Genomic DNA, 17975 nt, shown 5'->3' with positions numbered 1-17975 from the left:
AAGCGAAACATTCTTTCCAATCCAAAACGGTCGTTGGTAAAGGGAAAGCGAAACGTTCTTTTCAAACGTAAACTGCCGTTGGTAGAAGCGGAAATAATTTGTTCTTTATAAGCATAAACCATATCAGTTTTTACCGGGAAAAGGCAGCATCAAACAGAACGCCTGCTTTTTCCCGGCTCATGTAAAAACATCCCGATATGCTAACGATCATACAGATACTGGCGGCGACACTTTTTAATGGATGCTACTCTTTTTCTACGATCCCCGACACCGCCATCTCACTGAAACGCGCCAACGAAATGCTGGACGCCCTGCCCAAAGGCGATCCCTGGCTACGATTAAAAGACGCCAGCACGCTTGCCTGGGGCGAATCCCCGGTACTGCACGCCCTGGCAGACCTCTACGAAACCTCTCATGACCCGGCTTACCTTTCCACACTGGCCGGGCGCGCGCAACTCGTGCTTTCTCACCGGAACGACAGGCGCAGTGTGCCGGACGGCTCCGGCAACATACGCCCCGGCTGGAGCATGGCCTTCAAATATGTGGTGGCCGCCGGCGAGCTGAAGGGAAGCAACAACCAGCCGGTTATCTACATCCGCTCCACGCCTTCCTCCAACAATCATGTGACCTCGGTAGAAGTGATTCCGGTATCACCCGGAAAGGTGACGATCAAAGCGCACAACCCGTTTTACAAACGGTACGAAACCTTTACCGGCGTCAGCCTCGATCCGGCGGACGAGCGCTTCGCTGAAAAAGTGATCAACGACCCCATGGCGCCCTACTCTTCCGGTTCCGGCAGCTACACGTCCAGCTCCAACCTGATACGGATCACTGTGCTGAATCAAAACCCACTGCCGGCGCAGACCGTCAAACTGTCGCCCATACCGCTTGCCTACACCGGTTATTACGGCGTGATCTATCACCCGATGCTGCGCTTCGCGGAAACGGTAAAAAAAGATCCGGCGCTGAAATCCTTGCTGCCGGCGGCCGACAGCTTCATCCTCGCGGCTGAACAATCGTATGCCGATGTGCTGCAAAGGCTTTGGCGGGAAGGTCCGGGGCAGGACGAAGGATACATCCTCACCTGCGAAAAAGGGGAATCGTTCCCGGCGGATAATGTGGGGCAGCCGTTCAATTTCCTCGGCAGGCATGTGTGTGCGTTGCTTGCGTTGCACCGCCTCACCGGTAAAGCGGCTTACAAAACCGCCGCGGAAAAAATGTGCCGGTTATTCAAAAACCGCCTGCGGTATAACAGCAGCGCGGACCTGTATGAGTGGAATTACTGGTACGAGCCGATGACCACTACCGGCTGGAAACCGGCAGACAGCCTCTCCGCGAATGTAAAGTACTTCCGCCCCGCTGCGATTACAGAGGACGTTTCGCACGGTATACTCGATATTGCGATGGTGACAACAGCGGCGGAAAACAAAGTGGTGTTTGACGATACCGACATGAAACGGTTTGCGAATACGCTGCTGCTGCATGTATTAATGCCGGACCGCAGCGGTGTAAGAAGACGGGTGGATGGTAAAGGGCCGGAGCATCCGCCTTACTTCAACCAGCTGCATGGCTGGCTGGAACTGGCATCCGGCAATCCCGCGGTATATGAGGCGATTCGCGCCGCTTACCTGGTCAAGGGAGAAGAATCCCTGACTTTCTGTGCGCGGCTGCTGAAATGGGAGCGTAAGTTGCGCTAGTTGCCCAGGCTTTTAACGGCGATGTAAGCCATCAGCCCGGTGCTGATCCGCAGCGCATCTTCATCGATATTAAAAACGGGCGTATGCAGGGAAGCGGTGATGCCTTTCGAGGCGTTCCCTACGCCCAGTAAATAAAAGCAGGAACTGACCTGTTCCCCGTAATAGGCAAAGTCCTCCGAAGCCATCCAGATATCCAGGTCCACCACATTTTCCCGGCCCACATAGGTTTCCATGAAACCGGTGATGGAGGCGGCGAGCGCTTCGTCGTTAACAAGACAGGGATAGCCCCGTGTGATCTCCAGCTCGCAGGTGGCGCCCATGCCTTCGGCAACGGATTCGGTGATGCGGCGTATCCGTGCATGCGCTTCGTTCCGCCAGGCTTCGTCCATTGTACGGAAAGTGCCTTCGATGTATACGGCGTCCGGGATCACGTTCACGCTTCCATCTGCGATAAAACGGCCGAAAGACAGTACGCTTGGCACGGAGGGGTTCGCCATCCTGCTAACCACCTGCTGCAATGCCACGATCACCTGCGATGCGATAGTCACCGGATCGACGTTCAGATGCGGCATGGCGCCGTGGCCTCCCCTGCCGGTGATCCGCAACGTGATCTGGTCCATCGACGCCATGAATTTTCCACGGCGGATGCCGATCTTGCCGCAGGGCAGCGAGGGCATTACATGCTGACCGATCACCGCGGAAGGAGCAGGATCTTTCAACACACCATCCCGTATCATCTTCGGCGCGCCGCCGGGAACCTTTTCTTCGCCGGGCTGAAAAAGCAGCTTGACCGTACCGCCGAACAGATGTTTCAGCGAATGCAGAATGGCCGCGGTGCCCAATAGCGAAGCCGTATGCGCATCGTGCCCGCAGGCATGCATCACACCGTTATTCAATGAAACATATTCCAGCTCATTCGCTTCTGTGATCGGCAATGCATCCATATCCGCACGAAGACCGATCACTTTGTCCGACGCAAGTCCGCCCTTCAATATCGCGAGCACGCCCGTGTCCGCTACAGGTTTCCATTCAATACCAAGCGCGTCCAGCGCCTTCTTTACAAAAGCGCAGGTACCGTATTCTTCGAAAGAAAGTTCAGGATGCGCATGCAGGTAGCGCCGGTTGCCGATCACCTCCGGATAAACGGAAGCGGCCAGCTTCTTGATCTCTTCCAGTATCATATCTTGTCGTTTCTGATGAATGCCGTTACGAACGGATCATCCACAAGATAGGGATATTGTTCCGTGACGCGGGTAATTTCCTCCGCCTGGCCGGGAGACAGCTTCTCTTCGGGGCTCAGGCACCAGGTGCCTTTCATCAGTCCCTGCCGCCGCAGTACTTCATGAATACCGGCAATACTTCCCTTAAAATTATGTTTTACGTCAAAAAGAGCGGCATTCATGTCCGTCACTTCCACACCATTCGCGAGCAGGCTGTTAAAATCCGCAACGCCTTCCGCGAGCGATCTTTTAATGCGCCGGAACAGCTCTACCGAGCGATGCGTCCATACCGCATAATGCCCGAGCAATCCGCCAACGAATCGTTTTTCCAGTACTGTTCCGTTTTTTGAAAAACGATACGGCGTAAGGAGGTCCGCCACGATGTTATCGTCATTACCGGTATACAGCGCGATCTCCTCCGCCCTGCCGGAATCGCATACAGCGCGTACCACATCCAGCGTCTGGTAACGGTTGAATGCAGCGACCTTGATGGCATATACATTGGGGATGGACGCAAAGGCCTTCCAGAAATCGTAGCTCAGCAAACGGCCGCCCACAGCGGGTTGCAGGTAGAAACCAAAAACCGGTATCAGCTCCGCGATGGCTTTTGTCCGGTCGATCAGCTGCTGCTCTGTGAGCGATTGCAGGCCGCCCATGCTTACAAGACCGAGATGATAGCCGTATTGTACGGCCAGCCGGGCATCTTCCAGCGCGGCTTCCACCGGCCCGCAGATGCCGGCCACTTTGATAAATGGTTGATCTCCCATCGCCTTTTCAATTTCCTCCGCCGCAATCCTTAAAACCGGTTCCAGGTAGCTGAATGCCGGTTTCCTGATCTCGAACTGCGTGGTATGCACGCCCACCGCCACGCCGTCCACGCCACTCGCCATATAATAGCGGGTGAGCCTGCGCTGGCTCTCCTCGTCGATGGTAAGATCTTCCCGCAGCGCCAGCGGATGAGCCGGGATGAAAGCGCCTTGCTGCACAAGGGCATTGATCTGTTCGTTCAAATATTTCACATGGATCGTTTTAAAATTTCCCTTCCCTTTCCTGGAAATGTGTGGGTTTGTTGATGGTTTTGCCGCCGCCTGTCACCCATCCGGCGATCAGGTCGATCATCTGCTTCAGCGTTACTTTCGGATAGCCGAAAAGCGAAAAACATTCGGCGGAATTGCTTAACAGCGCATCCGGCTGTTCGGCGTTCACGAAGAAAGGCGTTTTATGCATCCGCTTCCCGAATTCGTTGGCCAGCCAGCGGACAGCCACCGTTTCCGGCCCAGTTACGTTCACCGTCTTCGCCGGTGATTCGCAATGCAGCAGCGCGCGTATCGCGATTTCGTTGGCATCGCCCTGCCAGATCACGTTCACATGCCCCATACGCAGGTCTATTTCTCTTTCTTCATAGACAGCTTTCGCGATTTCCAGCAACACGCCATAGCTCACATCATTGGCGTAATTAAGCCGGTAAATGAATAACGGCGTACCATGCAGCGAAGAAAAATACTGGAACATCCTTTCCCTGCCGAGGCAGGACTGCCCGTACTCCCCTACCGGAGCCGCGGGCGCCTCTTCCGTGAGGCCGCCGTTCAGCACCGGGGAAAGCGGATATACGTTACCGGTAGAGAACACCACGATCCGCGCGTCTTTGTACTTTTCCGCTACCCTGCCCGGCAGGTAAGTATTCATGGCCCAGGTGTAGGCTTCCTTACCGGTGGTGCCGAACTTCTGCCCGGCGAGGTAGATAACGTTCCTTGCCACGGGAAGGCTTTGCAGCTCTTTATCATTCAGCAGGTCCGCCTTAATGGTTTCGATGCCCAGGCTGTTCAGCTCTTCCTGCAGGCCCGGTTCCGAAAACCGAGAAACACCGGTGATCTTCTTTTTTATACCCGCGGCGTCCACTGCGGCCTTTGCCAGCCGGGCCATGGCGGGGCCCATTTTTCCGCCCACGCCGAGCAAAAGTATATCCCCGTCCAGCTGCGCGATATCCCGCAACAACGCCGGCGAGGGCTTCAATAATTCCTGATAAATATATTCCATGATCTCAATTGATTTTTTATGAAAGGAAAAGGTCGCGGAAATTCAGTCCCGCCAGGAACAGAACGATCAGCAGCCCCACTGCGCCCGCGATCTTCACAAAAGCGCTGTTCTTCGCCGGCCCCATGATCTTTTCGTCGTTGGCGATCAGGTACATGGCGATGCCGATAAAGGGAACGATGAAGATGGTGACGCTTTGGGCGAATACGATCAGTTCCAGCGGCAGCTTGCCGAATGCAATGGCGATCACCGCGCCGGACGCCATTACCAGGGCGATGAAAAAGCGGGTGGACCGGGCGCTGAAATCACTGCCATAGCCCAGGGCATCTCCCAACAAAGTGCCCCCAACACCGGCATTTCCCACAATGGAGGAGAAGGAAGCGGCGAACAGACCGACGAGGAAAAGTCCGGATGCATACTCTCCGAACAGCGGCGCCAGCGCGAGGGACATGTCCGTGGCCGTATTCACTTTAATACCGTTCGGGTGCAGTACCGTGGCGGCGCAGATCATTACAATAGCGCTCATCAACCCAAGGATGATAATACCTGTTACACTGTCGCTTTTACGCTGCGGGCCCGATTGCTGTATCCTTCTTCTCTCCTGTACGAGATACGACTGGTAAAATGCGCCGACGATGGAAAAGCAGGAGGCCATGAACGCGATCACCAGCCCCTGCGAGCCTTCAGGAATAACAGGGATGAAGCCCGCGGCGGTATCCACCGGGTCCGGCCTGGCGAGGAACACCGTTACCACAAAGGCCAGCAGCATAATGCCGATCAATGCGATCATCAGTATTTCCAACGTTCTATAAAATCCTCTGAAAAAAAGAAGGCTGATGCCGATGATGTTGAAAAGGATGATCCAGGGCGTTACCGTGGTGTGGGTCAGTTCCGCCAGCGCCACGCCCACACCTACTGAATTGCCGGCTTGGAAGGAGGTGCAGACGAGGAAGATGCCAATGCCAGCAATGATCCCCGCCGGGCGGCCCCAGCGGGCGGTGATGGTCTTCAGCAGGGATTGCTGTGTGGCGTACCCGATGCGGGCGGACATCGTCGTAAAGATCACCATGAAAAAAATAGCCACAACGATGATCCATAACAGGTCGGAGCCATAGTTGGCGCCGAGCTTGGAAGTGATGGTCATCTTACTTGGGCCGAAGACCAGTGCGGCGATGATCAGGCCGGGGCCGAGGGACCGTAGCCATGATGTGATTTTTGCCATTCGGAAAACGATTTTGGTGATTTACGGTAACGTTACCGAAAGTAAAACATAAAATCGGTTTTTTCAAAGGGCAGTGTTATTTTTTTCTGCTTCGCGCATGCGAAAAAGGGCAAACCATAGGATAGTTTGCCCTTTCCGGATGATGTAACCTTCCTCACGGTGTTTTCCTGTAACCGGAAACGCCCACCGGCGAGCCGGGATTAGGCAGGTAGTAATTGGTCGTATCCACATCCGCCAGCGCCACCGTCAGGAATTTGGTGTTCGCATTGCTGCCGGTGCCTTCGGTGTAGGTAGCGCCGCCTTCCGTGTATATGTAAGCGTTAGGGTAAACAGTCCCTCCGGCTGTTCTTGGTTCGATGAGCGCGTTGGCATTGATGATATGCGCGGCCGTTGCCGCGCCGCTGTTGCCGTTCAGCCGGATCAGGTTCCCTCCTGTTTTGGCGAACGTATTGTTCGTGATCTGCACAACGCCGTTGGCGGTGGGCCGCAGGCTCACGCCGTCGTTCCCGGCCTCGTTGGTACGGAACAGGTTGTTGTGTATCACATGCGTGGCGCCGCCTTCGCCGGAACCGTAGAACTGCAGCAGCTCGCCCCAGCCGTTGTGCACATAGTTGTCGTGCGTATTGGTGTTGGTCGTGCGCCCGCCGATCAGGATGCCGCCGTTATGCGAATAATTGTGCTGCAAAGCCCAGTTGGTCACCTCGTTGTTATACACTTCCAGCAGATCGATCGCGGAAGTCTGAATACCATCCGCGCCAATGTTGTGCACATAGTTGTCGTATATTTTTACGTTGTACCATTTTATCGGCTGCACATACTGATGCCCCGGTATGAACCCGGAAGAATCGCCGTAATAGGACGTTCCCGCCGTAAGGTCCCAGTAAGTGGCCGTATGCCCCACATACATGGCTTCGTTATGCGTGCCGTCTATTTCAACATCATGAATTTTCAGGTTGAACATCTGCGAGTTGGGATACCAGCTGCTCGTATCGGTGATCAGCGGATCTGTTTTGGCCCAGATGCCGGTGCCGCCGTCGTTGATGGTGAGGTTCTTTATTTCGAAATTATCCGTATGCCGGCGGAGCACCAGGTTCATATAAGCCTGGCGGGCCGGCTGCGCGGAGCCGTTAATGACGAAGTCCGATTTGTCGGTTTCCGCACCAAGTATAATGTGGTGGCAATTGGTAAAAACCAGCCCTTCCGCCCAGGAACCGCCGTTCCAGGCCGGGTTTCCGATAGTGGTCACCGTGCCGGAAGCATTGCGGATAATGATCGGCTCGGAAGCGGAACCGCTCAGATTCGTAAAGAAGACGGCCGAAAAATCACCGTCCAGGTTAAGTATGTCGCCCGGCAGATAATAGTCGTTGCTATTATCGATCATCAGGCGGCCGTTGACATCCGGGGTAAGGGTAAATTCCCTGGCGTTGAGGAGGGACATTTTACTTTTTTCTTCCGGCAGTACAACGGTCCTGCGGCAGCTGGTAAAACAAAAGGACACGGCAATAACGATCGCCGGAATCCAGCCAATTGGAGAATGCAATGTAAGCTTCATGGGAACAATGTATTTTGGGTGATAGAAATGAAAAAACGTGGGAAATCGGGTTATAACATAAGAAGCGGGCAACACACACTACTAATGTAAAAAGAAGATGCCGGATACGGGTGTTGTTTTTAAGGCTTGGAAAGTTGACCGGCCCTTACAGGCGGCAGTATGCTGATCCATATTGCTATTTGAAAGTTTCCCATAAGTTTGCACTTTTGCAGGATAAACATCACAGCCAGCTGATTGACGGACTACTTACCAGATAATGAGCAAGCATTGCTTTTGCAGATAGCAGAAGGGGATGAAATTGCCTTCAGTGAGCTATTCCGTTTCTATTATCCCAGGCTGCTCCACTTCCTCGGCCGTTTTGATCAAAGCTCCGCCAATGTGGACGAGGCCATCCAGGAAACCTTTATCCGCGTGTGGATGGCCCGTGACCAATTACCCAGCATCGATAACTTCAGGGCCTGGCTGTTCACCATCGCATCGCGGGAGGCCATTGCGCTGATACGCAAGCATCTGCTGACGCAGAAGACCAGCGAGGTATTTTTGAAAAATCAGCCGTCCACCGGTCCCGAAACGCCCGCTGATATCGCGCAGACGGGGGAAATAAGACGCCTCGTGGAAGAGGCTGTTGCGCGCATGCCGCCTGCCCGCCGGCGTATTTACCGGATGAGCCGCGAAGAAGGGCTGAAACCCGCTGAAATCGCATCCAGGCTTAATCTTTCCGTCAATACGGTTAAAAATACCCTCGTCACCGCGCTGCACGACATCCGCAAATTCCTCTCCGCACACGGCCACACCATCATCCCCCTGTTTGCCACCCTTCTTTTCAATAATTTTTTTAAAGGCGAATAGTACGTTCTTTTCCGCCGCTCTTCTATCATACATAAAGCCGTCATCAGCATATGAAAAATGCAATCGCCAGGCAATTAATTGAGAAATATCTGAATAACACCCTCTCCCCGGAGGAAAGACAGCAATTGCTTCGCATGACGGAAGATGCTGATGATACTGCTTTGCAGGAGCTGCTTTCCGGGATGCTGGCGGATGATCCCGCTGCTGACCGTCCGGTGGATGAGGAACGGCTCAGGCATTCGCTGATGAAAGTACTGGAAGCGGACAAGCCGGGATCCCGGCCGGTGCGCGTTCTCAAAATGCCCTGGTTGCGCTATGCAGCCGCTGTTGTGCTGATAGCCGGCGCGGGCACTTATGTATGGCTTACCAATACGGGCAAGCCCAAACCTGCTGTTGTCAATATCCCTGCATCGGTGAACGACATCGCCCCCGGCGGGCAAAAAGCCGTGCTGACGCTGGCCGATGGCAGTACCATTCTGCTGGACAGCGCCGCCAACGGCCGGTTAGCCACCCAGCAAGGCAGCCAGGTCATGAAAAAAGACGGACAGCTCATCTACACCCCTCCTGGCGGGGAACAGGGCGTGCTCACTTACAACACCCTGCGTACGCCCAGGGGCGGCATGTACCAGCTCAGCCTGCCGGACGGCACCAAAGTATGGCTCAACGCGGCCAGCGCTATCAGCTATCCTGTTGCGTTTTCCGGTAAAGAGCGCGTAGTGTCCATGACGGGCGAAGCCTATTTCGAAGTGGCGCCGCATGCGCAGATGCCGTTCAGGGTGAAAGTCAACGAAACAAATTCAGTGGAAGTACTGGGCACACATTTTAATGTAAAAGCCTATACCGAAGAAGAGCTGATCAGCACCACGCTGCTGGAAGGCGCTGTACGCATCGCCAGCAACGGGAAAAAGGTCACGCTGAAACCCGGGCAGCAGGCGCAGGCTTCCGTTAAGCAGCTATCCGTCAAAGCGCTTGGGCGGAACGGCATTTCAGAAGCAATGGCCTGGAAAGAGGGGCGGTTTAACTTCCAGGACGTGAACCTGCAGGAGATCATGCGGCAATTGTCCCGCTGGTACGATATAGAAGTGGTGTATGAAAAAGGGATTCCAGACCTGGAATTTATCGGTGGAATGGAAAGATCGCTTCCGCTATCGGAAGTATTGAAAGGTTTAAGAATGTCCGGAGTAAATTTCCGCCTTGAAAATGGAAAGCGGCTGATTGTATCTCCATGATGAACATTTACATCAACTAAAGAAGAAAGCAAAGACCAACCAGATCCGGTTCGTGGAGGGCGTCATCCACGATCAGGGCGACTTTTGTGTTCATTTTTTTATTCATTTTATCAACTAAATGTGTTTTTAATGGCTGCTCAATCAAAAACAGCTGTATCACGATGGCAAGCCACGTGGCTTGGCGTTATGCTGCTGATGTCGATCTGTCTTAGAATGAATGCCCAACAGGCAGGGCCCCTTATTACCTATACCGGAAAAGATGTGCAGCTGGTGACAGTGTTCCAGGCTATCCGCGAACAAACCGGCTACACGGTATTTGCGGCCAAGAACCTGCTGAAAGAAACCCAGCCTGTAACCTGCGCCGTGCGCAACATGCCGCTGACGGAATTTCTTGCGCTGATATTACGCAACCAGCATCTCTCCTATGAGGTGAGCAACAAAACCATTTTTCTGAAAGCGCGGCCTGCTGTTCCGGTGGATGAACGCCCGGATGAACCGGGTATGATCAGCGGCACCGTGAAAAATGAAGCGGGCGCGCCTATCGCACCGGCTACGGTGATGCTGGAACCACAGCAACAGGGCGTTGTTACCAATGAACGGGGAGAATATCAATTCAAAAATCTGCCCGAAGGATTTTATACGGTCCGGATCTCCTGCATAGGATACAGCCCGGAAGTGCGAAAAGCCTATGTCAGTAAAGGCGGGCATACGTACGTTGATTTCGTATTGAACGAATCATCCAGCCAGCTGAAGGAAATTGTGGTAAGCAGCGGCTACCAGACATTTTCCGTGAAGCGGAGCGCGGGCGCATATGCCAAGCCGGACATGCAAACGCTGCGGGACAGAACTACGTCCATGAACATCCTGCAACGGCTGGACGGACTGGTGCCGGGGCTCACGGTCAACAACGCGCCCTCCGCATCCGGTACGCCCGTGCTGATCAGGGGCCTTACTTCCATTAACAGCAACAAATCCCCGCTGCTGGTAGTGGACGGCGTTCCGCTGGATAACATCAACTCCCTGAACCCGCAGGACGTAGAAGATATTACCGTATTAAAAGACGCCTCCGCCGCCTCTATCTGGGGTGCGCGGGCGGCCAACGGCGTGATCGTTATCACTACCCGCAAGGGCGGCAGAAATGAACAGCTCGCCATCGAATACGATGGTTTTGTGAACTTCCAGGGACGGCCGGATGTTGACTACTATCCTGTGCTCAGCAGCCAACAGTTCATCCAGGCCGCCAGCGATATTTTCAGGCCGGACCTGTATCCCTGGGCTAACGCCAGCGCCTACACGGGGCTGGGATCTACCGGCGTACCGCCGCACAACGTGATCCTGTACAACCGCCACCGGGGCCTCATCTCCGATGCGCAGGCGGCCGCGAGCCTGGACAGCCTGGCGGCGATCAACAACATCCAGCAGATACGCGATATCTGGTACCGGCCGGGATTGCTCACAAACCATACGCTTTCCGTGCGCGGAGGCGGAAAGTCTTACGGCATTTACGGCTCCATCGCATACACCGGCACGCAAAGCAACAAGCCGGGTGAAACGAACAACACTTATAAAATAAATGTCAGGCAGGATTATACTGTCAACAAACGCCTCGACCTGTTCCTGATCACCGACCTGACGAACGTCAGCACCAGCGCGCCCAGGAATGTAGAAGCCGATAACCGCTTCCTCCCCTACCAGTTATTCCGGGACGCGCAGGGCAACCCGCTTTCCATCCCTTATGTAAAGCAGTTGTCGGATTCAACGCGGCGGGCGTTTGAAGGGAAAAGCGGGATCAACCTCGATTATAACCCGCTGCTGGAGCGTGAGTACGGTTACACGAAAGCTGACCTGCTGCAGGCGAGGATCACAGCGGGACTTACTGTGAAGCTGCTGGATGGATTGTCTTTTTCCGGCGTATACGGACTGTTCAAAACGGCGGAGAAGATCAGGTCTTATGACGACAGCCGCAGCTATCTTGTGCGGTCGGAGGCCGTTCAGTTTGCGGTACCGTCAACCGTGCCGGGCCAGCAACCCAAATATTATCTCCCCGTTACGGGCGGCAGATACGCGCTTACAAATGCTTCGCAAAACAACTGGACGGTGCGTAACCAGCTGACCTATGAGCGGGCCTGGGAAGGCAAAAGGCATCAGCTTTCCCTGCTGGCCGGCCAGGAGGCGCAGGAGCAGCTGCTGGTCAGCAGTCAGTCACTTACCCGCGGCTATAACGAACTCTTGCAGACCTACCCGGCGATCGATTATGCCACGCTTTCCACTACCGGCGTGTCCAACCCCGTTATGCCGAACAACGGATCAAGAAGCCTGCTCGCCAATGCGCAGCCGTTCGGTGAAACGGAAACGCGCGTACGCTTCCTTTCCTACTATGGCAACATGGGTTATACTTACCTGAACCGCTACACGCTCAGCGGCAGCATCCGGCTGGACGAGTCCAACCTCTTCGGCAAGGACCGCTCTTCGCAGAGCAAGCCTGTGTGGAGCATCGGCGGGCGCTGGGAACTGGGAGATGAAGCGTTCATGGGGCAGCAGCATGCATTCAATAACCTTGCACTGAGGGTTTCGTACGGCCTTACCGGCAACTCCCCGATGCCGGGTACCGCTGCTTCCTACGACATCCTCACGGCGCAGTCAGGTGCCACGCTGCCGGGCAATACCGGTCTTACCATTGTAACACCAGCCAACGCGGCGCTTACCTGGGAAAGCTCCCGCACCTTGAATATCGGTGTTGATTTTGGCGTCCTGAAAGGCAACAGGCTCAGCGGCTCGCTTGATTTTTACAGCAAGCAGACGGATAACCTGATCGGGCAAATGGAGGTGAACCCTTTCTCCGGGTATAACACGGTTGTCGGGAATTTCGGGAATATGCGCAACACCGGCATTGAAGCTTCCATACGTTCGCTGAACGTAGAAGCCGGCCGTTTCCGCTGGATCAGCCAGCTGGTGCTGGCCTATAACCGCAACGAGATCACAAAGCTCAATCAGCCGGCACTGATCGCTACCGGAGCACAAAAGGCAAGCACCATCTATCTCGCGGGTTATCCCGCATTTGCTGTTTTTGCTTATGACTTCGCGGGACTGGACGGTGAGGGCGATCCGCAGATCAGGCTGCAGGACGGTAAAGTGACCAAGGAAAGAAATGCCGCCATGCCTGAAGACGTAGTATACATGGGCACCTATCAGCCGGTATGGAATGGCGGGTTGTCGAACACCTTTACGTTCGGGAACATCACGCTGGCGGCAAATATCATATACAACTTCGGGAACGTGATGCGGAGGGATGTGAATGATTTCTATTCCGGTAACGGACTGATCACGATGACCGCCAACAACGCCATGCAAAGCGGCGACCTGCGTTTCCGCAGCGGCAATGTGCACGCGGAATTTGCCGACAGGTGGCAGCAGCCGGGCGATGAGCTGATCACCAATGTTCCTTCCTGGATACCGGTGAACAGCGTGAATGCCAGCCGTCGCGATACAAGATATTATACGCAGGGCGATATCAACGTTGTGAGCGCCGCCTATGTAAAGCTGCGGGACGTATCGCTGATCTACGACCTTCCCCGCAAGCTCGTGTCTGTAGCGAAGCTCAACGGCGTGAGGCTGCGCCTGCAATTATCCAACGTGATGTTGTGGAAAGCCAATAAATACGACATCGATCCTGAATTCCATGATGCGCCGGGTGGCAGCGCGGCCGGACAGCTAGCCGGCGGCCTCCGCTACATGCGCACCAATCAGGGCACCGTTACGGCAGGTTTGAATATTCGGTTTTAACAAGGAACATTTATTAAAAGAAGGACATGAAAAAATATATTGCTGCTCCGGCTTTGCTGCTTTTGTTGCTGACAGCCGGCATATCCTGCAAAAAAAGTTTCCTGGAGGTTTTGCCCAAGGGTAAAGTGATCGCGGTTGGTTATAAGGATTATGAATTGCTGCTGAACAATCCTAACCTGCTGAATGTGGGTACGGATGCGCAGCTGTTGATGGGGGACGAAGTAACCGCCATCGAGCCTTATTACAGCGGCCTTACCTTACGGGAACAACGGCTTTTTACCTGGAGCGACCAGATCTATCAGCCGGATGAAAACAGCGCGGAAACTTCCGGCCCGCTTTCCAGCATCTATACCTATAACAAGATCATTAACGAAGTGATGGACGCGCCGGACGGAACGCCGGAGCAGAAAAGGATGATACGCGCGGAAGCGCTTGCGGGGCGCGCATGGACCTATTTTCTGCTGATCAATTACTACGGCAAACCGTACCAGTCGTCCACAGCCGCCAGTGATCCGGGATTTCCCATTATCACGACGGCCGACATCACCGCCAATAAGTTCAGCCGTGCTTCCGTGCAGGAAGTTTACGATTTCATCATCAGCGACCTGGAAGAAGCGCTGCCGGCCCTCTCCGTTCCCGTCTTTCACCGCCTCCGCATGAGCAAGCCTGCCGCGCAAGCGCTGCTTGGTAAAGTATATGTTTTCATGCGGCGGTACGAAGAAGCGCTGCCGCTGCTGGAATCCGCACTGCAGGGGCTTGCCAACACGCAGGTACCTGTTCAGCTGTACGACTATAATGAAACATTTGCACCGGGCGGCGCATTTACGCCGATCGATATGTTTGGCCCTAATTATCCCGTTACCGCCGAAAACCAGGAAGCATTATACCTGCGCCAGTTTTCGAACTTCCATGTATTATTCAACACGCTGCAGGTAAAAGGCGAAACGATGGAGTTATATGAACCTTCAGACCTTCGCCTCTTCCTCTACTCGAAAACGCCTTTCCCCGCCGGTGCTGAATTCCAGGCGGGCGCACAGCGCAGAACAGCGCCCAGCATTGTGCCTTTCGGCGTGGTAGTACCGGAAATCTATCTGCTGGCGGCGGAATGTAAAGCAAGACTGGAAGACCTTCCCGGCGCCGTAGCAATGCTGGAACAATTGCGCGTTAAACGCATGCCGGAAGCCGATGCCGCGGTACCGTCCGCCATCGCCGGCGATCAGCTGCAACTGCTGCGGTTCGTGATGGATGAACGCCTGCGGGAGTACGCCGGGCTTGGCGTCCGCTGGTTTGATATGAGAAGGCTTTCCGTTGATCCGTTATTCGGCAATCCTTCCTATAACCATACGCTCTACCAGGCAGACGGCACTACCACGGTATACCCGCTGCGGCCGGAACGGCTCGTGCTTAAAATTCCGCCCAGGATGCTGCTTACCAACCCGGGCATGGACGATAATCCATAAAACAGAAACCAATCAACTGATAAAAAACAGATCGTTACATGAAAAAGATCAAACTTTCGTTACTCGCTTTGTTAAGCTGTTGCTCGCTGCTGGTCAGCGCGCAGGAACAGACCGCCCTGATGAAGCAGATGAAAAGCCTGAGAGAGGAACATGATCCGGAAAAGGGCGTGCTCATCATGAACAGGATCATTGCAGACAACAAGCTGGACGCGGTAAAAGATGCCGAAACCATCGATATGCTCAAAGGCACTGTTGCGCTCACCTTCCTCCACGAGCGCCGGTACGACGGGTATAAAAAATACATCGACGGCATACAGAACAAGTTCAACCGGACTTCCTACATGAATATGGGCGCCAGTATGCTCGTGAAAGAAAAGATCGACACGGTGATGGCGGAAAAAATCGCCAGGGAAACGCTCGACCTTTATTTTTCTTATAAAGATGATCCTGCCGCCCGGCCCGAAAGCATGCCGGAAGCCGACTGGAAGCGGTTCATGTCTTTTGCCCAATATCCTTATTACGACACTTACGCCCACACGCTTTTCGTTAACGGTAAATACCGGAAAGCGCTGGAATACCAGGAAAAGGCGTTTGACGGCCCTCCTGAAGAAGGGATGTCGTCTTCCGTAGAACGCTATGCCCGCCTGCTGGCAAAGACCGGCCAGCAGAACAAAGCGTACGATCTGCTGGTGGCCCTGACCCGGAAGGGCAAAGCAACGGCGGACATGAATGCGCAGCTGAAAGAATTGTATGCCCGCAAACACGGCAACACCAACGGCTTTGAAGCATATCTTGATCAGCTGCAAAAGGGTGTGCAATCGGCGCTGAAAGAATCGTTGAAGCCCAAGATGCAGGACGTGGAAGCGCCGGGCTTTGCCCTGCTGGACCTGAGCGGGAAAAAGGTATCGCTGTCCGATTTCCGCGGAAAAGTAGTGGTACTGGACTTCTGGGCTACCTGGTGCATGCCCTGCATTGCCTCCTTCCCTTCCATGCAGAAAATGGTGAACCGTCATCCTGAAGTGGCGTTCCTGTTCATTGCCACGCAGGAAAAGAAAGAGGGTGCTTTGCAGCGGGTGAAATCATTCATGGAGAAGAATAAATATTCCTTTCATGTGCTGATGGATGAACCGCTGGCGGACAAGCCGGCAAATTACAAGGTGGTTTCGGACTACAAGCCCAAAGGTATTCCGGCCAAAGTGGTGATTGACGGCAAGGGCAGGATGCGTTTTATGAGCACGGGTTTTTCGTCTGATTCGGAGCTGATCAATGAACTGGAAGCGATGATCGAGTTGGCGAAGGAAGCATCCTGATCGCCGTTATTGTCTGTTGAAGGAACGGTCCGCGTTCGGATATTTCCTCTGAAACGCTCTATTCATCAGCCTTTCAGCATTTTTCAAAAACGGAAGTAAAAAATATTTTTTTTAATTCAACCGGATTTATACTTTTGCGGCGGAGGAATGGCAGAGCGGTCGATTGCGGCAGTCTTGAAAACTGTTGACTGTAACAGGTCCGGGGGTTCGAATCCCTCTTCCTCCGCTGAAAGCAAAAAGCACTGATTTTCAGTGCTTTTTGCTTGATACCAGGAATGCAAAGCGGAATACCTTTCATTTTCCAATCACCTCCTTCCGATGAGCAAGTCCCCAGTTCCAGAGCTCATATAAAACCTTATTGAGCGATCTTCCATGTTTGGTAATAGTGTATTCTACAGTTGGCGGGGATGTGTCGTAAACATCTCTTTTAATAAGCTTGTTAGCTTGCAGGGCCTTCAATTCTTTGGCCAATGTTTTGTCCGTTATGCCTGCTACTTCTCTCCCAATTTCCGAAAAGCGTTTAGGGCCACTGCAAAGTGAATAGAGAATCAGCAATTTCCATCTTCCTTCAACGGCTTCCAGCGCATCCTTGATAGAGAGCATCGCTCTTGAACAATCTTTTTCGGGCAGCATATTTTCAACTTTAAGCCACTTTCAATCCGGATAGTGCTTTCCAAAGGGAAAGTACTATCGGTTGGAAAGTAAATGTAAGTACTTTTGCGGCTAACTATGATTGAAATTTTTAAAACCAATATTCAAGCGCAAAGTCAGGCAGAAAAAGTTATGGATGCGCTGGCAAAGGTCTTGCCGAACGCCAGGATCAGCTTTGACCTGGATGACCGGGATAAGGTACTCCGCATCGAAAACCCGGACATTGATACGGACGCAGTAGTTGCTACCGTCGGGAACCTCGGCTTTAAATGCAACGTAATACCTGATAAAGTTTGTCCGGATATGCGTAATTCTGCGGAGAATATGAAAGGGTTCTGGGATGGAAGCTTTGTTGAACACAAAGCCATGTGGGGCTTCGAACCAACCAGATCTGCCGCCATAGCGAAAGACCTGTTTATGCAGCATGGCGTGAAAGATGTTCTTGTTCCCGGTATCGGATATGGTAGAAATGCACGTGTCTTTACAGAAAGCGGCATGAAGGTAACGGGCATCGAAATATCCCCGGCAGCGATCGAAATGGCTGAAAACTATTACGGCTCGGGGATGAAAATTTACAATGGTTCTGTTACGGATATGCCATTTGACAGCCATTTATATGATGGTATCTTCTGTTACGGACTGCTTTATTTGCTGGATGCTGATCAACGGAAAAAGATGATACGTGATTGCTACAATCAACTAAAGCAGGGAGGCTGGATGATCTTTTCCGTAGTTTCTAAAAATTCTCCGAACTACGGCAAAGGAAAGGAGGTGGCTGTTGATACATTCGAGATTGGGAAGGGCGGGCAAATATTTTTTTATGATATGGAAACTGTCAAGCGTGACTTTAGCAGGTATGGATTAACAGACCTTTTTGAAATCGAGGAGCCTCATAATCTCGCCATGAGTAAGCCCCCTTTTCGTTTTATAGTCATTCAATGCAGAAAGGGGATTTAATTCTTCCGGGA

At 53.3% G+C, this 17975-nt stretch carries 13 protein-coding genes and 1 tRNA gene; 8 read left to right on the top strand and 6 right to left on the bottom strand.

The annotated features are described in order from the left end of the window. Positions 1-197 precede the first annotated feature (197 nt). Complete coding sequence (locus CCY01nite_RS15915; protein ID WP_146863820.1) at positions 198-1697, top strand: hypothetical protein; 1500 nt, start codon at positions 198-200, stop codon at positions 1695-1697. On the opposite strand, the gene CCY01nite_RS15910 is transcribed toward CCY01nite_RS15915, so the two are convergent. From CCY01nite_RS15910 to CCY01nite_RS15890, 5 genes are all read right to left on the bottom strand, one after another. After that, entirely contained in the window at positions 1694-2878 is a 1185-nt protein-coding gene (locus tag CCY01nite_RS15910) for a M20 metallopeptidase family protein (RefSeq protein WP_146863818.1), read from the bottom strand. The two genes, CCY01nite_RS15915 and CCY01nite_RS15910, sit on opposite strands and share 4 nt — an antisense overlap. Continuing rightward, entirely contained in the window at positions 2875-3936 is a 1062-nt protein-coding gene (locus CCY01nite_RS15905; protein ID WP_246129955.1) for a dihydrodipicolinate synthase family protein, read from the bottom strand. The genes CCY01nite_RS15910 and CCY01nite_RS15905 overlap by 4 nt, the downstream gene beginning before the upstream one ends. Positions 3937-3946: 10 nt before the next feature. Beyond that, entirely contained in the window at positions 3947-4954 is a 1008-nt protein-coding gene (locus CCY01nite_RS15900) for an NAD-dependent epimerase/dehydratase family protein (protein ID WP_246129954.1), read from the bottom strand. Between the two features lie 16 nt (positions 4955-4970). Beyond that, complete coding sequence (locus tag CCY01nite_RS15895; protein WP_146863812.1) at positions 4971-6173, bottom strand: Nramp family divalent metal transporter; 1203 nt, start codon at positions 6171-6173, stop codon at positions 4971-4973. A gap of 154 nt (positions 6174-6327) precedes the next feature. Then, on the bottom strand, positions 6328-7725 hold the full coding sequence (locus tag CCY01nite_RS15890; RefSeq protein WP_146863809.1) for a right-handed parallel beta-helix repeat-containing protein: 1398 nt from the start codon (positions 7723-7725) through the stop codon (positions 6328-6330). Between the two features lie 273 nt (positions 7726-7998). Here CCY01nite_RS15890 and CCY01nite_RS15885 point away from each other — a divergent pair, with 273 nt between their 5' ends. The 6 genes from CCY01nite_RS15885 to CCY01nite_RS15860 all read left to right on the top strand — a co-directional run bounded on the left by CCY01nite_RS15885 (position 7999) and on the right by CCY01nite_RS15860 (position 16582). After that, positions 7999-8574: an RNA polymerase sigma factor gene (locus CCY01nite_RS15885; protein WP_186831089.1), complete on the top strand. Its 576-nt coding sequence runs from the start codon at positions 7999-8001 to the stop codon at positions 8572-8574. Positions 8575-8624: 50 nt separating this feature from the next. Further along, on the top strand, positions 8625-9803 hold the full coding sequence (locus tag CCY01nite_RS15880) for a FecR family protein (protein WP_146863804.1): 1179 nt from the start codon (positions 8625-8627) through the stop codon (positions 9801-9803). Between the two features lie 213 nt (positions 9804-10016). Then, on the top strand, positions 10017-13586 hold the full coding sequence (locus CCY01nite_RS15875; protein WP_186831088.1) for a SusC/RagA family TonB-linked outer membrane protein: 3570 nt from the start codon (positions 10017-10019) through the stop codon (positions 13584-13586). A 26-nt stretch (positions 13587-13612) separates the two neighbouring features. Continuing rightward, positions 13613-15046, top strand: coding sequence for a RagB/SusD family nutrient uptake outer membrane protein (locus CCY01nite_RS15870; protein WP_146863798.1), 1434 nt, complete (start codon positions 13613-13615; stop codon positions 15044-15046). A gap of 38 nt (positions 15047-15084) precedes the next feature. Beyond that, a complete protein-coding gene (locus tag CCY01nite_RS15865; RefSeq protein WP_146863796.1) occupies positions 15085-16356 on the top strand; it encodes a TlpA family protein disulfide reductase in 1272 nt (423 codons plus the stop codon). Positions 16357-16497: 141 nt separating this feature from the next. After that, positions 16498-16582 (top strand) — tRNA-Ser (locus CCY01nite_RS15860). 68 nt (positions 16583-16650) lie between these two features. On the opposite strand, the gene CCY01nite_RS15855 is transcribed toward CCY01nite_RS15860, so the two are convergent. Then, positions 16651-16989, bottom strand: a complete 339-nt coding sequence (locus tag CCY01nite_RS15855; protein ID WP_146863793.1) for a winged helix-turn-helix transcriptional regulator — start codon at positions 16987-16989, stop codon at positions 16651-16653. A gap of 96 nt (positions 16990-17085) precedes the next feature. On the opposite strand from CCY01nite_RS15855, the gene CCY01nite_RS15850 reads away from it, so the two are divergent. Continuing rightward, positions 17086-17964, top strand: a complete 879-nt coding sequence (locus tag CCY01nite_RS15850) for a class I SAM-dependent methyltransferase (RefSeq protein ID WP_246129953.1) — start codon at positions 17086-17088, stop codon at positions 17962-17964. Positions 17965-17975: the final 11 nt, after the last annotated feature.

It is taken from the genome of Chitinophaga cymbidii, assembly GCF_007992715.1.
GTDB classification, from domain to species: Bacteria; Bacteroidota; Bacteroidia; order Chitinophagales; family Chitinophagaceae; genus Chitinophaga; species Chitinophaga cymbidii.
The sequence above is the reverse complement of the archived record's forward strand: the minus strand, read 5'-3'. Positions and strand labels throughout refer to the sequence as shown.